This is a genomic window from uncultured Neglectibacter sp. (assembly GCA_937958185.1).
Taxonomy (GTDB): Bacteria; Bacillota; Clostridia; order Oscillospirales; family Acutalibacteraceae; genus Acutalibacter.
In genome coordinates, this window is the sequence record CALFFN010000013.1 from 52,669 (window position 1) to 69,922 (window position 17,254).

Consider the following 17,254-nt stretch of genomic DNA (forward strand, 5'->3'; position numbering starts at 1 on the left):
TGCAGAGGCGGGTGATGAGATGAAAAAATTTTTTTGGCGGCTCTCAGGGGTGTTTTGCGCTTTTTTCCTGTTTGCATTCGGAAGCCTTGGAACAGCGGGCGCGGAGGAGCTTTCCGTGTCGGCGCAAAGCGCGGTGCTGATTTCTGGGGACACCTCAACAGTGCTCTATGAAAAAAATTCCCGGCAGCAGATGTCCATGGCGAGCACCACAAAAATCATGACGGCGCTGCTGGCGCTGGAAGAAGCGGCACGCGCCGACGATCCTGTGGTTTCCATCACAGAGGAAATGGTGGCGGTGGAGGGCTCTTCCATGGGCTTGCAGGCTGGCGACGAGCTGACACTGACAAACCTTGCGGCAGGAATGCTTCTGGCTTCCGGCAACGACGCCGCCAACGCGGCGGCGCTGTACCTTTCTGGTACACAGGAAAAATTTGCCGACAGGATGAACCGCAGGGCGGCAGAGATCGGCATGGAAAACACCCACTTTGTCACGCCCTCCGGCTTGGACGACGAGGAGCATTTTTCCACTGCCTATGACATGGCGCTGCTTGCTGAAGAAGCGCTGAAAAACGAAGAATTCCGGCGGCTCTGTTCCAGCTCCACCTATCAGGTGACCTTCAAGAACCCGGAAAAGAAGGTTTCCTACACCAACCACAATAAGCTGCTGCGCCTGTATGAGGGCTGTATCGGCGTGAAGACCGGGTTCACAAAGAAATCCGGCAGATGTCTTGTTTCCGCCGCCCAGAGGGACGGCATTACGCTGATCGCCGTAACGCTCAACGCCCCGGACGACTGGAACGACCACATGGCGCTGCTGGATTACGGCTTTTCAAAAATGGAATGCGTTTCTTTTGACGGGAGCAGCTTTTCTGCAAGCGTCCCCGTTGTGGGAGCGGAGCAGCATAATTTTCAGGTGCGCGGCGGAGCGGGCGGGCAGGTGCCCCTGCCGATAGAAGAAGCGGATCAGGTGACCTGCCGGGTATTGCTTCCCACCTTTTGTTACGCGCCGATCAGCGAAGGCGACCCGATCGGCAGGCTGCAATACTATTTGGGAAACTCCCCGGTGTACAGCGTGCCGGTTTTTGCGGCTGAAAGCGTTGCCATACAGCCGAAAAAGCAAAAATTCTGGGAGAAATGGTTCTCCCGCTGAGACGGTAAACAGGCGAACGCCGCTCAAAGGAGAGCACTGTCATGATTGAAAAAAGCAGACTGCAAAAAATATTGGCGTCCTGCGGGGTCGCGTCCCGCCGGAAAGCGGAAGAAATGATCCTCTCAGGGCGGGTCGCCGTCAACGGCAGGACCGCAAAATTGGGCGACAGCGCCGTTGCTGGAAAAGATTTGATCACAGTGGACGGTGAGCGCCTGACTTTATCTGAAAACAGATATTATCTGGCGCTCCACAAGCCCCGGGGATTTGTGACCACCATGAGCGACGAAAAGGACCGCCGCTGCGTGGCAATGCTGGTGGAGGATATCGGTGAACGTGTCTATCCAGTCGGTCGCCTGGATAAGGATTCCGAAGGGCTTCTTTTGATGACTAACGACGGGGAATTTGCCAACACGGTGGCGCACCCGAAAAAGCATATCGCGAAGACTTACCGTGTCACAGTGCGTCCGGCTGTTACTGAAGACCAACTTGCCCGGATCGCCACAGGGATCGTGATTGATGGCAAAAAAACCGCTCCCGCCAAGGTTCGTGTGCTGGAGCAGCAGCCGGGGCGGGTAGTGCTGGAAATCATTTTGTACGAGGGCAGGAACCGGGAGATCCGCAAAATGTGTGAAGCGCTGGGGCTGGAGGTGGCGCGGCTCAAACGCATTGCCGTTGGACCCGTTCGGCTGGGTATGCTGCCCCAGGGAAAGTACCGGGAACTGACCAAGGAAGAAATCAGAGGGCTTCTGGCAGAAGCAAAAAAGGAAGGAAGCGGAAAGGTTCATGATAGAAATACTTCCCATGGAGGACAGGGAACGGGAAAGAGCCCTGCTTCGCAAGGTAGAAGCGGCAGGGGAAAACGCTAGGATACTTGCCATGACCGAGAGAGGGGAAACCCTGGGCTGGGTCGCAGTGGAGCTGAGAGGAGCTGTGCTGCATATTTTGCGGCTTTCCGCCGGCGCTTATGATTTTACAGCGCCGCCCACAATGGAGGAAAGCTTTGTGTTGGACACCCTGGTGCGTTCTGCGGCTTCCTACGGCGAAAATTTCGGCGCGGCTGCCATCGAGACGGCTTTCCCGGATTTTTACCGCTTTTTTGCGGCAAGGGGATTTTCCACAGACGAGGCACATGTGTTCACCCCCATGTCCACGATTGTGAAATATGAGTAAATTTTAGCGGACATTTGTCCGCTTTTTTTCTTAATAATCTTTGAAATCTTGGGAAATCGGTTGCAATGAAATCCGAAAAATGGTAAAATACTAATTTGGTAAAGCGTGACTATTTTATGCTTTTTGATTGGGATGAGAAAAATGCTGAGAAGTATGACCGGCTACGGACGCAGTGAGAATATCATAGACGGCAGGCATATCATTTTTGAAATAAAGTCTGTCAATCACAAGTTTTTTGAATGCAATGCCAGGCTGCCCAGAAGCTGTATGTTTTTGGAGGACAAGTTAAAGACATTGGTGCAGGGTAAGATTTCCCGTGGCAAGGTGGACGTGTTCCTTCAGCTGGAAACGCTGGAAAGCACCGACACGGAGGTGCTGGTGAACCATTCGCTGGCAAGCGCCTATGTAAAAGCGCTGCGGGAGCTGAAAGAGGAATACAGCCTGCCCGATGAGGTGTCCCTTTCCCTGCTTGCCGGATGTCCCGACCTGCTTTCCGTTCGCAAGGCGCAGGAGGACGAAGACGCTCTTTGGGCTGCGGTAGCCGAGGTAGCGGAAGCTGCGATCGAATCCTTTTTGGAAATGCGGAAAAGCGAGGGCGTTCGTCTGCAAAAGGATATTTTGGAAAAGGCCGGGCATTTGGAAGCGCTGGTGGACGAGGTGGAAAAAATCACCCCGGAAACCGTTGCCGAGTACCGGGAACGGTTACAGACGAAAATCGAGGAAATGCTGGGCGCCAATCATTTTGACGAGCAGCGGGTCTTAACGGAGGTCGCGGTGTTTGCGGACAAAGTGGCGGTCGATGAAGAGACCGTCCGCCTCAGGAGCCATATCCGCCAGCTGCGGCAGCTTTCCGAATCGGAAGAGCCGGTAGGCAGAAAGATCGATTTTCTGGTACAGGAAATGAACCGGGAAGCAAATACCATCGGCTCAAAATCTGTTAATTCCAAGATCGCCTATCTGGTGGTGGATATGAAGTCGGAAATTGAAAAAATCCGGGAACAAATCCAGAACGTGGAATAAAGGAGCTTTTATGAAGCTGATCAATATAGGATTTGGAAATATGGTCTCCGCTGAAAAGGTTGTTGCCGTGGTCAGTCCCGATTCCGCCCCGATCAAGCGTATCGTGCAGGAGGCGAAGGAGTCCGGCGTTTTGATAGACGCCACCTTTGGACGCAGGACAAAGGCCGTCCTCATCATGGACGGCGGCACGGTGGTGCTGTCCGCGATCCTGCCGGAAACAGTGGCAGGCAGATTCAATGGGAAAGAGGAAACTGTGGACAGCGGGGAAGAAAAGTAAGAGAAAGGAAGCTGTACGATGGCAGGAAAAGGATTGCTTCTGGTCGTTTCCGCCCCTTCAGGGGGAGGAAAAGGCACGATATTGAAAGAGCTTTTTGCTCAGGACGATAACCTCCGTCTTTCTGTATCCGCCACGACCCGGACGCCCCGTCCGGGAGAGGAGCACGGCAAACAGTATTATTTCATTTCCAGAGAAGAATTTGAAAGCCTGATCTCCCAAAACAAAATGCTGGAGCACGCCGAATATGTGGGAAACTATTACGGCACGCCCCGGGACCCGGTGGAGGAATGGCTGGCTGCGGGAAACGATGTGGTGCTGGAAATCGAGGTGCAGGGCGGCGCGCAGGTAAAAAAGCTCATGCCGGAGTGCGTTTCCATTTTCATTTTGCCCCCCTCCATGAAGGTTCTGGAGGAGCGCCTGCGCGGCAGGGGCACAGAAGCGGAAGAAACTGTGCAGAAGCGGCTTTCCACCGCCCGGCGGGAAATCCCCCAGGCGAAAGAGTATGATTACATTGTGTTCAATGATCGTTTGGAGGACGCTGTGGACGATATTCAGGCGATCCTGCGAGCGGAAAAATTGAAATACAGCAGAAATGCAGATTCTACAGAAAGGGTGTTGAACAATGCTGAAACCATCTGATAACATGATCCGTACCCCTCACAGGAGCTACTATTCTCTTGTGATCGCCGTGGCAAAGAGAGCCCGCCAGATCGCGGAGAAGGCGGAAGAGGAAGGAGAAATCCTCACCGATAAGCCCGTCGATATGGCAGTGCACGATTTTGTAGACAACAAATTCAAGATCATCGAGCCGGATTCCTTTGAGGATGAATGAGTTCCCTTTTGCCAGGATCGCGGTGGAAAATACCGTCTACCGCTTTGACAGGCTCTTTACCTATGCCATTCCTGAGCAGCTCCGCGGGCGCGTCGTCCCGGGTATCCGGGTGACCGTGCCCTTCGGCGCGGGAAACCGGGAACGGATAGGCGTGGTGTTTTCTTTGGAAGAAACCGCCGGGCAGGAAGTGAAAGAGATCCGCGCTGTGCCGGACAAAGAGCCGGTTCTGTCCGCCGAAATGCTGGAGCTTGCCCTTTGGATGAAAGAGCGGTACTACTGCACTTTTTTTGAAGCGGTAAAGCTGATGATCCCTGCCGGGCTGCAGTTCCGGCTGAAAGACAGCTTCGTGCTTTCTCCAGATTTCAAGGATTTCGACCGGGAAGAATATACGCCTGTCCAGTGGCAGTTGATCCTGCTCCTGCGGGAAGCGGGAAAATCTGTTCCCGCGGAGACGATTTCTTCCAGGCTGGGTATCACGGCGGATTCCCCGGATTTTGCCACTTTGCTGGAGCGCGGCATCGTCTGCAAGGTCAATGTTGCCGCAAGCAGGATCAAGGACGCCGTTTCCAAGATGGTGCGTCCCATCCTTGATTACAGCGGAAAGCTCACCCCGCGCCAGAAAGACGTGTACCAGGTCTTGCTGGACGTGGGCGAAGCTTCTGAAAAAGAGCTGTGCTACTTTACCGGCGCTTCCTCCTCTGTGGTCAAAGCGCTGACAGAAAAGGGAGCGGCTGAAGTTTTTGAATATGAAGTGTACCGCCGCCCTGAATCCTTCGGCGAACAGCCGGAGCAGCCGGAACAAATCAAGCTCTCTGCTTCCCAGCAAACGGTCTTTGACGGTTTACTGCGGGACTATCACGAGAAATCAGCCAATCGCTGCGCGCTGCTGTATGGCGTGACCGGCAGCGGGAAAACCTCGGTTTTTATGAAGCTGATCCAGACGGTACGGCAGGAGGGAAAAGGCGTCATCGTCATGGTGCCGGAAATTTCCCTGACCGGGCAGGCTATCCAACGGTTCCAGCGCATTTTCGGGGACGGCGTCGCTGTGTTCCACAGCGGGCTTTCTCTGGGAGAGCGCATGGACGAATGGAAGCGGGTCAGGCGGGGAGAAGCCTCCATTGTAGTTGGGACCCGTTCCGCAGTATTCGCGCCGGTGCAGCAGCTTGGGCTTATTGTGATCGACGAGGAGCAGGAGCACACCTATAAATCGGAATCCAGCCCGCGGTACGACGCGCGAGAGGTCGCACGGTATCGCTGCTGGAAGAACAACGCGTTTTGCCTGCTCTCTTCGGCAACGCCGTCGGTGGAGTCCTGCCGTATGGCAAAGGAGGGCAGGTACGGCTTTTACAAGCTTACCAGCCGTTTTGGAAAAGCGGAAATGCCGAAGGTAGAGCTGATTGACATGAATTTTGACAGTCTTCCCGGAGACGCGTATGCCATTGGCAACCGTCTGGCGGAAGCCTTGGTAGATAATTTCCAAAAAAAGAAGCAGTCCATTATTTTGTTGAACCGCCGTGGGTATCACACCTTTGCTTCCTGCACCGCCTGCCATGAGGTGGTCAGCTGCCCGAATTGCAGCATTTCCCTGACCTACCACAGCGCGAACCATAGATTGGTGTGCCACTATTGCGGCTATTCTGTCCCTTATTCCGTAAAATGCCCTTCCTGCGGCGGAGATACGGTCAGCTTTCGCGGGCTGGGGACGCAGCGGGCGGAGGAGCAGTTACAGGAGCTGCTGCCGGAGGCGAAGATACTGCGAATTGACACCGATTCTGTCGCAGCCCGTTTTTCTCTGGAAAAGAAGCTGGAACAATTTGCCAGAGGGGATTACGATGTGATGGTGGGCACGCAGATGGTGGCAAAGGGACTGGATTTTGAGAATGTTACCCTGGTAGGCGTACTTTCCGCCGACCAATCTCTATACAGCGATGATTTCCGCAGTAACGAGCGCACTTTTGATCTGCTCACTCAGGTAGTGGGCAGGGCGGGACGCGGCAAATATCCGGGTTCTGCCATTATTCAGACCTTTTCGCCGGAAAATCCTGTGCTGCATTTTGCGATGGAACAGGACTATTTCGGCTTTTACGAACAGGAGATCGCCTTTCGCCAGGCTCTGTTATATCCGCCTTTTGTAGACCTGCTGATCGTGGGCTTTGTAGGGGCGCAGGAAAGCCTTGTCAAAGAGGCGGCGGAAGCATTCCTGAAAATGACGGGAGAGCTTGCCGCCAGCGAGTATGGGGAACTGCCCCTGCGGGTGCTGCGACCTTCTCCGGCGGCGGTAGCCCGAATGGGCGGCAAGTACCGCTACAAGCTGATCATCAAGTGCCGGAATAACCGGCGGTTCCGTCAGATGGCTGGGCGGCTGCTGGCAGCCTTTGGCGAGTTGCGTGAATTTCAACAGGTGACGGCATATGCCGACGCCAACCCATACCATATTATGTGAAAGGAATCAGAGAAAGGAGCGTGTCAATATGGCGATCCGCAATATTGTACAGTTTGGAGACAGCGTGCTGGAAAAGGAATGCCGCAAGGTGGAAAATTTTGACGACAGGCTGCACCAGCTTTTGGACGATATGAAGGAAACGCTGGCAGACGCCAACGGCGCGGGGCTTGCCGCGCCGCAGGTAGGCGTACTGCGGGCAGTGTGCGTGGTAGATGTGGGAGAAGGTCCCATTGAGCTGGTAAACCCGGAGATCATCAAGACCTCCGGCGAACAGACGGGTGAGGAGGGCTGCCTTTCCTATCCCGATCATTGGGGCATTGTGACCCGCCCTATGAAGGTCACGGTCAAGGCGCAGGACAGAAACGGGAAATGGTTCCAGGTGACGGGGGAAGAGCTGTGCGCCAGAGCCTTTTGCCATGAGATAGATCATCTTCATGGCATTCTGTTCCGCTCCCATGCCACCCGCATGATGACTACCGCGGAACTGGAGGCAGAGCGCGCCGCCGCAAAGGAGGAGTAAGCCTTGCGGGTAATTTTTATGGGAACGCCCGATTTTGCCGTTCCGTCCCTGGAAAAGCTGCTGGAGCGCGGCGACGACGTCTGCGCCGTTTTTACTCAGCCGGACAAGCCCAAGGGCAGGGGGCATAAATTGCAGGCGCCGCCGGTGAAAGAACTGGCGCTTGCGCACAATATTCCCGTGTACCAGCCGGACACGCTGCGTTCAGAGGATATCCAGGCGAAGATCAAAGCCCTTGCGCCGGAAGCTATCATTGTGGCGGCATATGGAAAGCTGCTGCCCAAGGCTGTGCTGGATACGCCGAAATTTGGCTGCATCAATGTGCATGGTTCGCTGCTGCCTAAATACCGGGGAGCGGCTCCCATTCAGTGGGCTGTGATCCATGGGGAAAAAACCGTGGGCGTCACCACTATGTACATGGGAGAGGGCATGGATACCGGGGATATGCTCCTGAAGGCGGAAACTCCTCTTGGGGAAGAAGAAACCGCCGGGGAGCTGTTTGACCGATTGAAGCTTTTGGGCGCCGACCTGCTGGGGCAAACGCTGGACAAGCTGGAACGAGGCGTTTTGGAGCGGGTTCCCCAAAATGAGGAAGAAGCCACGAAAGCCCCCATGCTGACTAAGGAACTGTCTCAAATCGACTGGACCCGCCCGGCGCAGGAAATCCATGATTTGATCCGAGGGCTGAACCCGTGGCCTGGTGCCTGCGCAACGCTTGACGGCAAACGGCTGAAGCTGCTGGCTTCCCGGGTGCGGGAGACAGCGGGAAAGCCCGGCGCAGTGGTCTCCACGGCAGAGGGAATGCTTATATTCTGTGGGGACGGCTCCTTGCTTCTGACAGAGATTCAAACGGAAAACGGAAAACGCATGAGCGGAAAAGATTATCTTTTGGGGCACCCCTTGCAAAAAGACGCTCATCTGGACTGAAGACAATAGGAAAACAATATGAAACAAACAGCCCGCAGCGTAGCGCTGGACGCGCTGCTCTCCATGGAAAACAATGAGGGATACTCCAACCTCGTCATAGATCAGGCGCTGCGCTCTGCCAATTTGGACAGACGGGACGCCGCGTTGGCGTCCACCATTTTTTACGGCGTGTTGGAACGCAAGCTGACGCTGGACTACTATATCAAAAGCTGCCTGAAGGACCCGAAAAAGAAGCTGGACAAAACGGTTCGTATGGCGCTGCGCTGTGGAGCATATCAAATTTTTTATCTGGACCGCATTCCCGATTCCGCCGCCGTCAATGAGACGGTAAATTCCGTCAAGGCAAGGGGAAAGGGAAGCCTTTCCGGCTTTGCAAACGGTGTGCTGCGCGGTCTGCTTCGCCGGAAAGAAGAATTGCGATTGCCCGATGGCGACGATCCCCGTTCTTTGAGCCTGCGGTACTCCATTCCCCAGGAGCTGATCCTGCTTTGGCAGCGTTCCTATGGGCAAGAGCTTACATTACAGCTTTTGGAAGCATTTCAGAAAAAATCAGAACTGTACCTTCGGGTAAACAATTTGAAAACCACCGCAGAAAAGCTGAAAGAATCTCTGGCGGAGAAAGAAATCGTTTTGGAGGAGCTGACCTTTCCAACCGGCGGCGCTTTGGCGCAGGGTTGCGGTTCCCCGGCGTCGCTGCCGCAGTTTGCAGAGGGGCTGTTCCATGTGCAGGACCTTTCGGCGCAGCTGATTTGCGAGATCGTAAACCCTCAACCGGGGGAAAATATTTGCGATTGCTGCGCGGCTCCGGGCGGCAAAAGCTTCACACTGGCAGAGAAAATGAAAGCAACGGGCACTGTGACCGCCTTAGACATTTATCCCAACAGGGTCAAGCTGATTTCCGAGGGCGCGACACGGCTGGGGCTTCCCAATATCATCACAAAAACAGCGGACGCCGCAAAACCGCTTTCCGGGCTGCCGCAAATGGACAAGGTGCTGTGCGACGTGCCCTGCTCCGGCTTTGGCGTTATCCGCAGGAAGCCGGAAATACGATATAAGAGCCTTGCCTCTGTTTCAGAGCTGCCGCAGCTTCAATATGATATTCTGCGAAACGCAGCTGGTCTTCTGAAGCCCGGCGGTGTGCTGGTATATTCGACCTGTACGCTGAATCCCGCTGAAAACGGGGAAGTGGCACAGCGCTTTTTAAGAGAAAATCCGGGCTTTTCGCCCTTCATCATAGAGCTGCCGGGAATCCGGCGCAGCATTTCCGAGCCGGAGAACCAATTGACCATGATGCCCTTTGCCGGGGCTTCCGACGGTTTCTTTGCAGCATCATTTTTGAAAAATTAGACAACGACCTATGGGAGACAGTTTTTTGGAAAAAATAGATATCAAATCCTTTACTTTGCCAGAGCTGACGGAAGCTCTGCAAAAGGAGGGGCTGCCCAAATACCGGGCAGCGCAGGTGTACCGCTGGCTGCACCGGGGCGTCACCGGCTTTTCCCAAATGTCCGACCTGTCAAAGGAACTTCGGGAGCGGCTTTCACAGGAATATGAGATCAGATGGGCAGCGGTGGAGTTGAAACGCGAATCAAAAGATGGTACAATAAAATATCTTTTCCGCTTAAACGATGGGGAATATGTAGAATCTGTGCTGATGAGCTACCACCACGGATATTCCATTTGCATTTCTACCCAGGTTGGGTGTAAAATGGGGTGTAGCTTTTGCGCCACAGGGCAGCAGGGCTTTACCCGGAACCTGACGGCTTCGGAAATCCTGTCTCAGGTACAGGCGGCTTCTTTAGACACGGGGGTACGCATTTCCAATATCGTGCTGATGGGTATGGGCGAGCCTTTGGACAATTACGAAAACGTCCTGCGGTTCCTGGAGCTTGTTTCTTCCCCTGAGGGCATGAACATTGGAATGCGGCATATTTCTCTTTCTACCTGCGGGCTTGTGGATAAGATATACGATCTGGCAGACCGAAAATTGCAGCTCACCCTGTCTGTTTCACTTCACGCGCCAAACGATGAGATACGAAACAGGACCATGCCGGTGAACCGCCGCTGGAACGTGGAGGAGCTTCTGAAAGCCTGTAGGTATTATTCTGATACCACCGGGCGCAGAATATCTTTTGAGTATGCCATGATACGCGGGATAAACGATTCAGATAAGTGCGCAAATGAACTGGCAGCCCGGCTGCGGGGAATTTTGGCCCATGTCAATTTGATCCCTGTCAACGATGTGACAGGGACGGGATATCAAAAAAGCAATATGGATCGTCAAAAACGATTTGTTTCTATTTTGGAGTCCAGAGGGATCACTGCCACAGTAAGGCGGACTCTGGGGTCAGATATCGAGGCTTCCTGCGGGCAGCTGAGAGGTCAACGCGAAGGAGGGAACGGATCATATGAAAGTTGATTACAGTACGGACGTTGGAGCGGTTCGGGAATCCAATCAGGATTCCTGCGAATGCGGCTTGTTTTCGCAGGACAGCGCTTGGGTCATTGTATGCGACGGCATGGGCGGCGCCAATGGCGGCAATGTTGCCAGTGCTGTGGCGGCACAGGAGATCAAGTCTTTCCTCACTGCCGGGTTCGATGAAAACATGAGCCGGGAAAATATCAGGTCTTTGCTGCTGAACGCCGTCAGCCGTGCAAACGACGCGGTATATTCCATGTCCCTGGAGCGGGAAGACCTGCGGGGCATGGGCACTACAGCGGTGGTCCTTGTTGCCACAAAGGGAACGCTTCATGTGGCGCACGTGGGCGACAGCCGCGCATACCTGAAAAATCAGGACGGGCTGGAGCAGATCACCATGGACCACTCCTATGTGCAGGATTTGGTGAATATCGGGCAGATCACCCCGGAAGAAGCCAGGGTACACCCACAGCGCAACATTATCACGAGAGCGCTGGGTGCCCACGAGGTGGTGCGGTGCGATTATTCCTGTTTTGATTTTGCTCCCGGCGATGTGACGCTGGCGTGTTCCGACGGGCTTTCCAATTATGTGGACGAGAAGCTGTTGGCAAAGTATATGGAAAAATATGATAAAGACGGAAAAGCGCTGGCGGATAACCTGATCCAGTACGCTGTAAAGAGCGGCGGGTCTGACAATATTACCGTAGCCGTCATGAAAAACGGCTGAGCAGAACATTTTGCCCTGGCAAAATGTTCCGGCAAAACGAGAGAAAGGTTTGGTAACTGGATATGGAAGATAGATTTATTGGAAAACGGCTGGACGGCAGGTATGAGATACATGATCTCATCGGCGTCGGCGGTATGGCGTATGTGTACCGTGCTTATGACAGAGTGGAGGACCGCTGGGTCGCCATTAAAATATTGAAAGAAGAGTTTTCCAACAACAGCGAGTTTTTGCGCCGTTTCCGCAACGAATCCCGGGCGATCGCCATGCTGTCTCACCCCAACACGGTAAAGGTGTACGATGTGAGCTTCGGCGACCAGATTCAGTATATCGTCATGGAATATATCGACGGCATCACGCTCAAGCAGTATATTGAGCAGGAAGGCGCCATTCGCTGGAACGAGGCGGTCCATTTCACAGCCCAGATCCTGGCGGCACTGGAGCATGCCCACAGCAAGGGGATCATTCACCGGGACATCAAGCCCCAGAATATTATGCTGCTGCAAAATGGCACGATCAAGGTAGCCGATTTTGGAATCGCCAGATTCCTGCAAAGCGAAACCACGACCATGACCGACAAGGCGATCGGTTCAGTCCATTATATCGCGCCGGAGCAGGCAAGAGGGGATTATATCACCGATAAAGCGGACATCTATTCCGTTGGCGTTATGCTCTATGAAATGCTCACTGGGAAGCTGCCCTTTGAAGCGGATAACGCCGTATCCGTGGCGCTGATGCAGCTTCAGGCGAAGCCCGTCATGCCCCGGGAGCTGAACCCTGCCATTCCCAGAGGGCTGGAGCAGATCACCATGCGCGCTATGGAAAAGAACCCCATCGACAGGTTCCAGTCTGCCGGGGAAATGCTGGACGATCTGGAAGCGTTCCGCCGGAACCCCAATATGGTGTTCCATTATGATCTGCAGACCGGGGCAGCTCCCTATGATTCTTCCGCGCGTCTGGACGCTTATGACAATTCCCGGTTTACCCCTTCTTATGAAGACAATTACGAATACGAAGAAGAACTGGTCCGTTCCCGCAGAAGCGCGAAGGGAGCTATGGTCGTCAAGGGTATCCTTGCTGCTGTAATTATCGTCGGCGTGATCTTCGGCGGCTTCTATCTCATGAACAACTGGGAGACGCTGCTGGCGGGCGAAGTGGACGAACAGGTGGAAATGCCCCAGTTTGAAGGGCAGATATACCAGACTGTCCTTGAGAATCAGGAATATGTCAACAATTTTACTTTTAAGGTCCTGGAGGGCAACGACCCCGATAAGCAGCCGGGCGAGATTCTCAAGCAAAACCCGAAAGCCGGGATCATGGTGAAAAAGGGCAGAGAGGTAGAACTCACCATCAACGGCGAGGTCAAAAAGGTACAGGTTCCCGAATTGACAAATTATGCTCAGGACGACGCCATCAATGTTTTGAAGAGCTACAACCTTGGCTTCAAGTCGGAGACGGTCGCAGATGATAACATTGAGATCGGCAAGGTGGTTTCTACCGACCCGCCCGCCAATACGGAGGTAAGCGAGGGCACGGTGATCACGCTGAAGGTCAGCAAGGGACCCGCTAAGAAAAAGGTCGATGTTCCCGATGGTTTGAAGGGAGACCTGATTTACAATGTCACCGCAAAACTGGAAAATGCCGGGCTTGTAGTGGGTACCATCACCAAAGACGACAGTAGCACGCTGCCGGCGGATACTGTCATCAGCACCAGCCCCGATTCTGGCACCAAGGTTTCCGAGGGCGCGACAGTAGATATCCTGGTCAGCTCCGGCAAGGGCGCTGTCAAGGATTTGCACTATTCCGTGCCGCTGCCCGGCGATTACGATAGAGATATTCTTCTGCAGGTGTACTGCAACGGCACACTGGTGGAAAGCAGTACGGTAAATCCTGCCTACTCCGGCACGTACTCGCTCCTCTTCAGCGGTACGTCCGGCTCGGATACGATCGTGATACAGCTGGACGGGCAGAAATATATGGAATTGGAATTTAATTATGACTCCCAGCAGGTCCATGCCGGCGAAACGCTGGGCTATACGCCTCCCGGAGATGTGGAGCCGGATGTCAGCGGCTCCGGCGACGTTACTCCCGAATGACGGCAATGGAGCTTCAGGGATTCGTTCGGAAAGGGATCGGCGGCTTCTATTATGTGGAGGCCGGTGGAAAGCTGTATACCTGTACGGCACGGGGAAAGTTCCGCAAAGAGCGGATTTCCCCCTATGCCGGAGACAGGGTGCGTATTACCATAAAGCCGGACGGCACCGGCTCGCTGGACGAGATATTCCCGCGGAAGAACTTTTTGGTGCGCCCGCCGGTGGCAAATCTGGATTCCCTGTTTGTGGTCACTTCTGTCTGTGATCCTGCCCCTGTCGCACTGCTTTTGGACAAAACCATCGCGGCAGCGGAGGTAAGAGGGATCGAGCCGGTTCTGGTTCTGACAAAAACAGATTTGCAGGACGGCTCTGCCTGGGAAGAAATTTACCGCAGGGCGGGGATACCCTGTTTGACGGTCTCTTCGGAAACCGGGGAGGGCGTGGAAGAAGTGCGCAGGCTGCTCACAGGGAAAATTTCCGCGTTTACCGGAAATTCCGGGGTGGGGAAATCCACTTTGCTGAACGCCCTGTTTCCCGAATTTGAGCTGCGGACGGGAGAGATCAGCCAAAAGCTGGGCAGGGGGCGGCACACCACACGGGAGGTAGAGCTGTATCCCATTGGCGAAAACAGCTATGTGGCAGATACGCCGGGCTTTTCTACCTTTGATATTGAGCGCTATCATCTCACAGACAAGGAACAGCTGGTCTTCGGCTTTCGGGAATTTGTCCCGTATCTGGATCAATGTCAATTTGCCTCCTGCTCCCACACCTGTGAAAAGGGCTGTGCCGTGCTGCAGGCGGTAAAGGACGGGAAAATATCCCGGTCCCGTCACGAAAGCTATGTGAGCATGTATCAAGAAATAAAGGATGTCAAGCAATGGCAGCAGAAAAACAGGAATGTATGATCATCGGCGCGTCCCCCATTAAGAGCGGACGTATCTTTCAGGAGTTTGATCCAAAAAAATATTTTGTGATCTGTGCCGACGCAGGCTTTGAAACGGCGCAACGGTATCACATTGTTCCCGATATGATCGTAGGCGATTTTGATTCCGCGGGGCAGCGTCCAAAGGAAACGGAAAAGTGTTTTGTGCTGCCCACGGAAAAAGATGTGACTGACACAATGTTCGCTGTGCTGAAGGGCTTTTCTCTGGGCTTTCAAAGCTTTGTGCTGCTGGGCTGTCTTGGCGGCGCAAGATTCGACCATTCCATCGCAAATCTGGAAGTGCTGCAATATATCAGCACCCACGGGGGCAAAGCCGTGTTGGCGGACGAGCACACTAAGGTTTTCCTGCTTCACGACGGCAGGCTGCGGCTGACGGATAACAAGGGCGCTACTGTTTCTGTGTTTCCCTATAACGGCAAAGCCTGCAAGGTTTCCTATTCCGGCTTGGAATATCCCCTGGATCACGACACGCTGACCTGCGGCGGGCTTCTGATGGGCGTCAGCAACAGCGTGACGGAGGATACGGCGGAGATACGGGTACACGCCGGGTGGGCGCTGGTGATCGTCTATCAGGCGTAACACTTTTCCCGCTTCTGGATATACTGGTACTGAACGGTAAAATCGGCAGCCAGCCAAGCGGAGATGTGTTATGATGTCCAGATCAAATTGCTGCAACAAAGGCGGGAACTGTTCCTGCTTCAAAAACTACCAGAATCGGTGTATGTGCGCCATTTGTTTTGGGCTTGGAATGTCGCTCTCCTGCTTTTGTCCTGTGGGACTGACCCTGTTTCTTGCCGCCGTTATCATGGTGGCGCTGGGGATATCGCTGCTGCGGCATTAACGGAGGTAATGTCATGAAAGTGGTTGTGGTAGAGAAGCGCACAGGCTTTTGGGGATTTTTCCTGAGGAAGCTGTACGGCATTAAAAAAGTGACGGAATAAACCGAAAAGAATACTTAGTTTTTCACAAACAAAGCACCGCTGGAATTCCCGGCGGTGCTTTGTCATATCTGTTCTTATTCTTTGATGAGTACAAAATCAATATCATGTTCAGCACAGTATTGTGCGGCGGTAGAACCGGCATGACCGTGCATTTCCTCAAATTGTGCAAGCTTTTTTCCGATTTCCGGCACTGAAAGTCTAAAATCCATCTCTTTGGCATAGATATGGTGCAGAAAAGCAAAGGAGAGGATACTGTATGCAGGCAAAAATAAAGACTCAGCCCTACGAATATTTCGACCCCGTATTTGACGGCAGCTTTGAAGCGCCGATTGACACCGAATACAATCTTCCCGACTACTGCCCGGACATTCAGAAAATTTTGAAATGCCAGGCACTGCCGGAGATATCCTCCTATCTTATCACGGAGGATACCTTGACCTGTGACGGCGTCTGCGACATTCGAGTGCTGTATCTGGACTCTAAGGGCGACTGTGTTCGCTGCTGTGATTTCACCAAAGATTTTTCCGCTTCCGTCAAAATCAAGGCGACGGAGGAAAAGGCGGTGGCGTGGATCCAGGCGGCTGTGGATCACATGACCTGCCGGGCGGTCAGCGCCAGAAGGATCGACCTGCATATTGCCGTGTCCCTCAAGGCGCTGGCGGTGGTGCAAAAGCAGGAGCTGATCACCTGCGGCATTGAAGACGAGACGATCGAAAAGCTGTGCAGCACCTACTCCGCTTCCCAGGCGGTCAACGCTGTATGCCACCAGTTTACTACGGAAGATACCCTGTCCTTGAAAAACGGCAAGCCGCCCATTGAAACAATTCTGCGGAAAAGCGTTTCCTGCCGTGTGTCCGATACCCGTTTTTCCAACGGCAGAATGGAGGTTTCCGGCACAGCGGAGGTTTCCTTCCTGTATCTGTCCGCGGTGGACGGCGCCAGCTTGGAAAAAATGAGCGCTTCCATCGAATTCAGCCAGAGCATTGAGTGCAGCGGCGCTGAGGAAGGTTGTATCTGCGATTTGAAAGCCGTTGTGGGGGACAGCAGCATTCAACCCAGAGAGGACGATGTGGGAGAGAACACCACCGTCAGCATAGTGGCGAAAATTTTCCTGGTGGCATTTTTGTATAAGCCCTGCGAGATCGAAGTGATAGACGACGCCTATTCCGTCCGCGCGCCGCTGGAGCTGAGATATTCCCAGAATTCGTTCCTGCAGGTGGAGCGGACCCACACTGAGGTGCTGAAGAAGAAATGCGCCCTGACCGTTTCCGAGGACGAAATAGAAAAGGTTCTGGATATCTGGTGTGAACAGGATTCCGTGCAGTCCGTCTGCGACAAGGGAAAGCTGAATTTCCGGGTAAGATACACTGTCTGCATGCTGTACCAGAGCAGCGGCGGGAGGATACTGTATACGGAAAAACCCTTTGATTATAACGCCACTACCGAGCTGAACGACAGCCAAAGCCGAAAGAGCGACACGGTTTCCCGCACGGAGCTTTGGGAATACCGTATCACGGACAAAAACACAGTGGAGGTTTCCATAGAAACGCCCACCAGCACGTTCCTGTACAGCAGAACTACCCTGAAATATCTTACCGCCGCCGGAGTCAGCGAGGATACGCCTGATTTTGAGATCGATCCAAAGCTTCTGGTGTACTATGCTTCCGCTGGAGAACGGCTGTGGGATATTGCGAAAAATCATCGGGCGCTGCTGTCGGATATCCAGGCGCAAAACGACCTGTACGATGAAGTTGTGCCGGACGACCGCCCCATCATCATCTGCAACAGGTAACAGGAG

General features: G+C 53.8%; 19 protein-coding genes. 18 read left to right on the forward strand and 1 reads right to left on the reverse strand.

Going from position 1 to position 17,254, the window contains the following annotated elements; genetic code table 11:
- Positions 1 to 19: 19 nt before the first annotated feature.
- The 17 genes from AB8996_RS03750 to AB8996_RS03830 all read left to right on the forward strand — a co-directional run bounded on the left by AB8996_RS03750 (position 20) and on the right by AB8996_RS03830 (position 15,356).
- Complete coding sequence (locus tag AB8996_RS03750; RefSeq protein WP_369297632.1) at positions 20 to 1,150, forward strand: D-alanyl-D-alanine carboxypeptidase family protein; 1,131 nt, start codon at positions 20 to 22, stop codon at positions 1,148 to 1,150.
- A 41-nt stretch (positions 1,151 to 1,191) separates the two neighbouring features.
- On the forward strand, positions 1,192 to 2,016 hold the full coding sequence (locus tag AB8996_RS03755; RefSeq protein WP_369297633.1) for a pseudouridine synthase: 825 nt from the start codon (positions 1,192 to 1,194) through the stop codon (positions 2,014 to 2,016).
- Positions 1,934 to 2,320, forward strand: coding sequence for a hypothetical protein (locus AB8996_RS03760; RefSeq protein WP_369297634.1), 387 nt, complete (start codon positions 1,934 to 1,936; stop codon positions 2,318 to 2,320). The genes AB8996_RS03755 and AB8996_RS03760 overlap by 83 nt, the downstream gene beginning before the upstream one ends.
- A gap of 141 nt (positions 2,321 to 2,461) precedes the next feature.
- Positions 2,462 to 3,340: a YicC/YloC family endoribonuclease gene (locus AB8996_RS03765; protein WP_369297635.1), complete on the forward strand. Its 879-nt coding sequence runs from the start codon at positions 2,462 to 2,464 to the stop codon at positions 3,338 to 3,340.
- Positions 3,341 to 3,350: 10 nt separating this feature from the next.
- Positions 3,351 to 3,617, forward strand: coding sequence for a DUF370 domain-containing protein (locus AB8996_RS03770; protein ID WP_369297636.1), 267 nt, complete (start codon positions 3,351 to 3,353; stop codon positions 3,615 to 3,617).
- Positions 3,618 to 3,635: 18 nt separating this feature from the next.
- Complete coding sequence (gene gmk / locus AB8996_RS03775; RefSeq protein WP_369297637.1) at positions 3,636 to 4,256, forward strand: guanylate kinase; 621 nt, start codon at positions 3,636 to 3,638, stop codon at positions 4,254 to 4,256.
- The gene (locus AB8996_RS03780) at positions 4,240 to 4,449 is read left to right on the forward strand and encodes a DNA-directed RNA polymerase subunit omega (protein WP_369297638.1); all 210 of its coding nucleotides are present in this window, start codon (positions 4,240 to 4,242) and stop codon (positions 4,447 to 4,449) included. The genes gmk and AB8996_RS03780 overlap by 17 nt, the downstream gene beginning before the upstream one ends.
- Positions 4,442 to 6,892 (forward strand): primosomal protein N', encoded by a 2,451-nt coding sequence (priA, locus tag AB8996_RS03785; protein ID WP_369297639.1) that lies wholly within the window; start codon positions 4,442 to 4,444, stop codon positions 6,890 to 6,892. Before AB8996_RS03780 ends, priA begins: the two co-directional genes overlap by 8 nt.
- A 28-nt stretch (positions 6,893 to 6,920) precedes the next feature.
- A complete protein-coding gene (gene def / locus AB8996_RS03790; RefSeq protein WP_369297640.1) occupies positions 6,921 to 7,412 on the forward strand; it encodes a peptide deformylase in 492 nt (163 codons plus the stop codon).
- Between the two features lie 3 nt (positions 7,413 to 7,415).
- Complete coding sequence (gene fmt / locus AB8996_RS03795) at positions 7,416 to 8,336, forward strand: methionyl-tRNA formyltransferase (RefSeq protein ID WP_369297641.1); 921 nt, start codon at positions 7,416 to 7,418, stop codon at positions 8,334 to 8,336.
- An 18-nt stretch (positions 8,337 to 8,354) separates the two neighbouring features.
- Complete coding sequence (gene rsmB, locus AB8996_RS03800; protein WP_369297642.1) at positions 8,355 to 9,683, forward strand: 16S rRNA (cytosine(967)-C(5))-methyltransferase RsmB; 1,329 nt, start codon at positions 8,355 to 8,357, stop codon at positions 9,681 to 9,683.
- A gap of 25 nt (positions 9,684 to 9,708) precedes the next feature.
- Positions 9,709 to 10,755, forward strand: a complete 1,047-nt coding sequence (rlmN, locus tag AB8996_RS03805) for a 23S rRNA (adenine(2503)-C(2))-methyltransferase RlmN (RefSeq protein ID WP_369297643.1) — start codon at positions 9,709 to 9,711, stop codon at positions 10,753 to 10,755.
- The gene (locus AB8996_RS03810) at positions 10,745 to 11,482 is read left to right on the forward strand and encodes a Stp1/IreP family PP2C-type Ser/Thr phosphatase (RefSeq protein WP_369297644.1); all 738 of its coding nucleotides are present in this window, start codon (positions 10,745 to 10,747) and stop codon (positions 11,480 to 11,482) included. The genes rlmN and AB8996_RS03810 overlap by 11 nt, the downstream gene beginning before the upstream one ends.
- 62 nt (positions 11,483 to 11,544) lie before the next feature.
- A complete protein-coding gene (pknB, locus tag AB8996_RS03815) occupies positions 11,545 to 13,575 on the forward strand; it encodes a Stk1 family PASTA domain-containing Ser/Thr kinase (RefSeq protein WP_369297645.1) in 2,031 nt (676 codons plus the stop codon).
- A 5-nt stretch (positions 13,576 to 13,580) separates the two neighbouring features.
- Positions 13,581 to 14,477 carry a ribosome small subunit-dependent GTPase A gene (gene rsgA / locus AB8996_RS03820; protein WP_369297646.1) on the forward strand — a complete coding sequence of 299 codons (897 nt, stop codon included), beginning with the start codon at positions 13,581 to 13,583 and terminating at the stop codon, positions 14,475 to 14,477.
- Positions 14,450 to 15,094 carry a thiamine diphosphokinase gene (locus AB8996_RS03825; RefSeq protein WP_369297647.1) on the forward strand — a complete coding sequence of 215 codons (645 nt, stop codon included), beginning with the start codon at positions 14,450 to 14,452 and terminating at the stop codon, positions 15,092 to 15,094. Before rsgA ends, AB8996_RS03825 begins: the two co-directional genes overlap by 28 nt.
- A 70-nt stretch (positions 15,095 to 15,164) precedes the next feature.
- Positions 15,165 to 15,356, forward strand: coding sequence for a hypothetical protein (locus AB8996_RS03830; protein ID WP_369297648.1), 192 nt, complete (start codon positions 15,165 to 15,167; stop codon positions 15,354 to 15,356).
- 174 nt (positions 15,357 to 15,530) lie between these two features.
- On the opposite strand, the gene AB8996_RS03835 is transcribed toward AB8996_RS03830, so the two are convergent.
- The gene (locus AB8996_RS03835) at positions 15,531 to 15,722 is read right to left on the reverse strand and encodes a hypothetical protein (protein WP_369297649.1); all 192 of its coding nucleotides are present in this window, start codon (positions 15,720 to 15,722) and stop codon (positions 15,531 to 15,533) included.
- On the opposite strand from AB8996_RS03835, the gene AB8996_RS03840 reads away from it, so the two are divergent.
- Entirely contained in the window at positions 15,713 to 17,248 is a 1,536-nt protein-coding gene (locus tag AB8996_RS03840; RefSeq protein WP_369297650.1) for a DUF3794 domain-containing protein, read from the forward strand. The genes AB8996_RS03835 and AB8996_RS03840 overlap by 10 nt on opposite strands.
- Positions 17,249 to 17,254 lie beyond the last annotated feature (6 nt).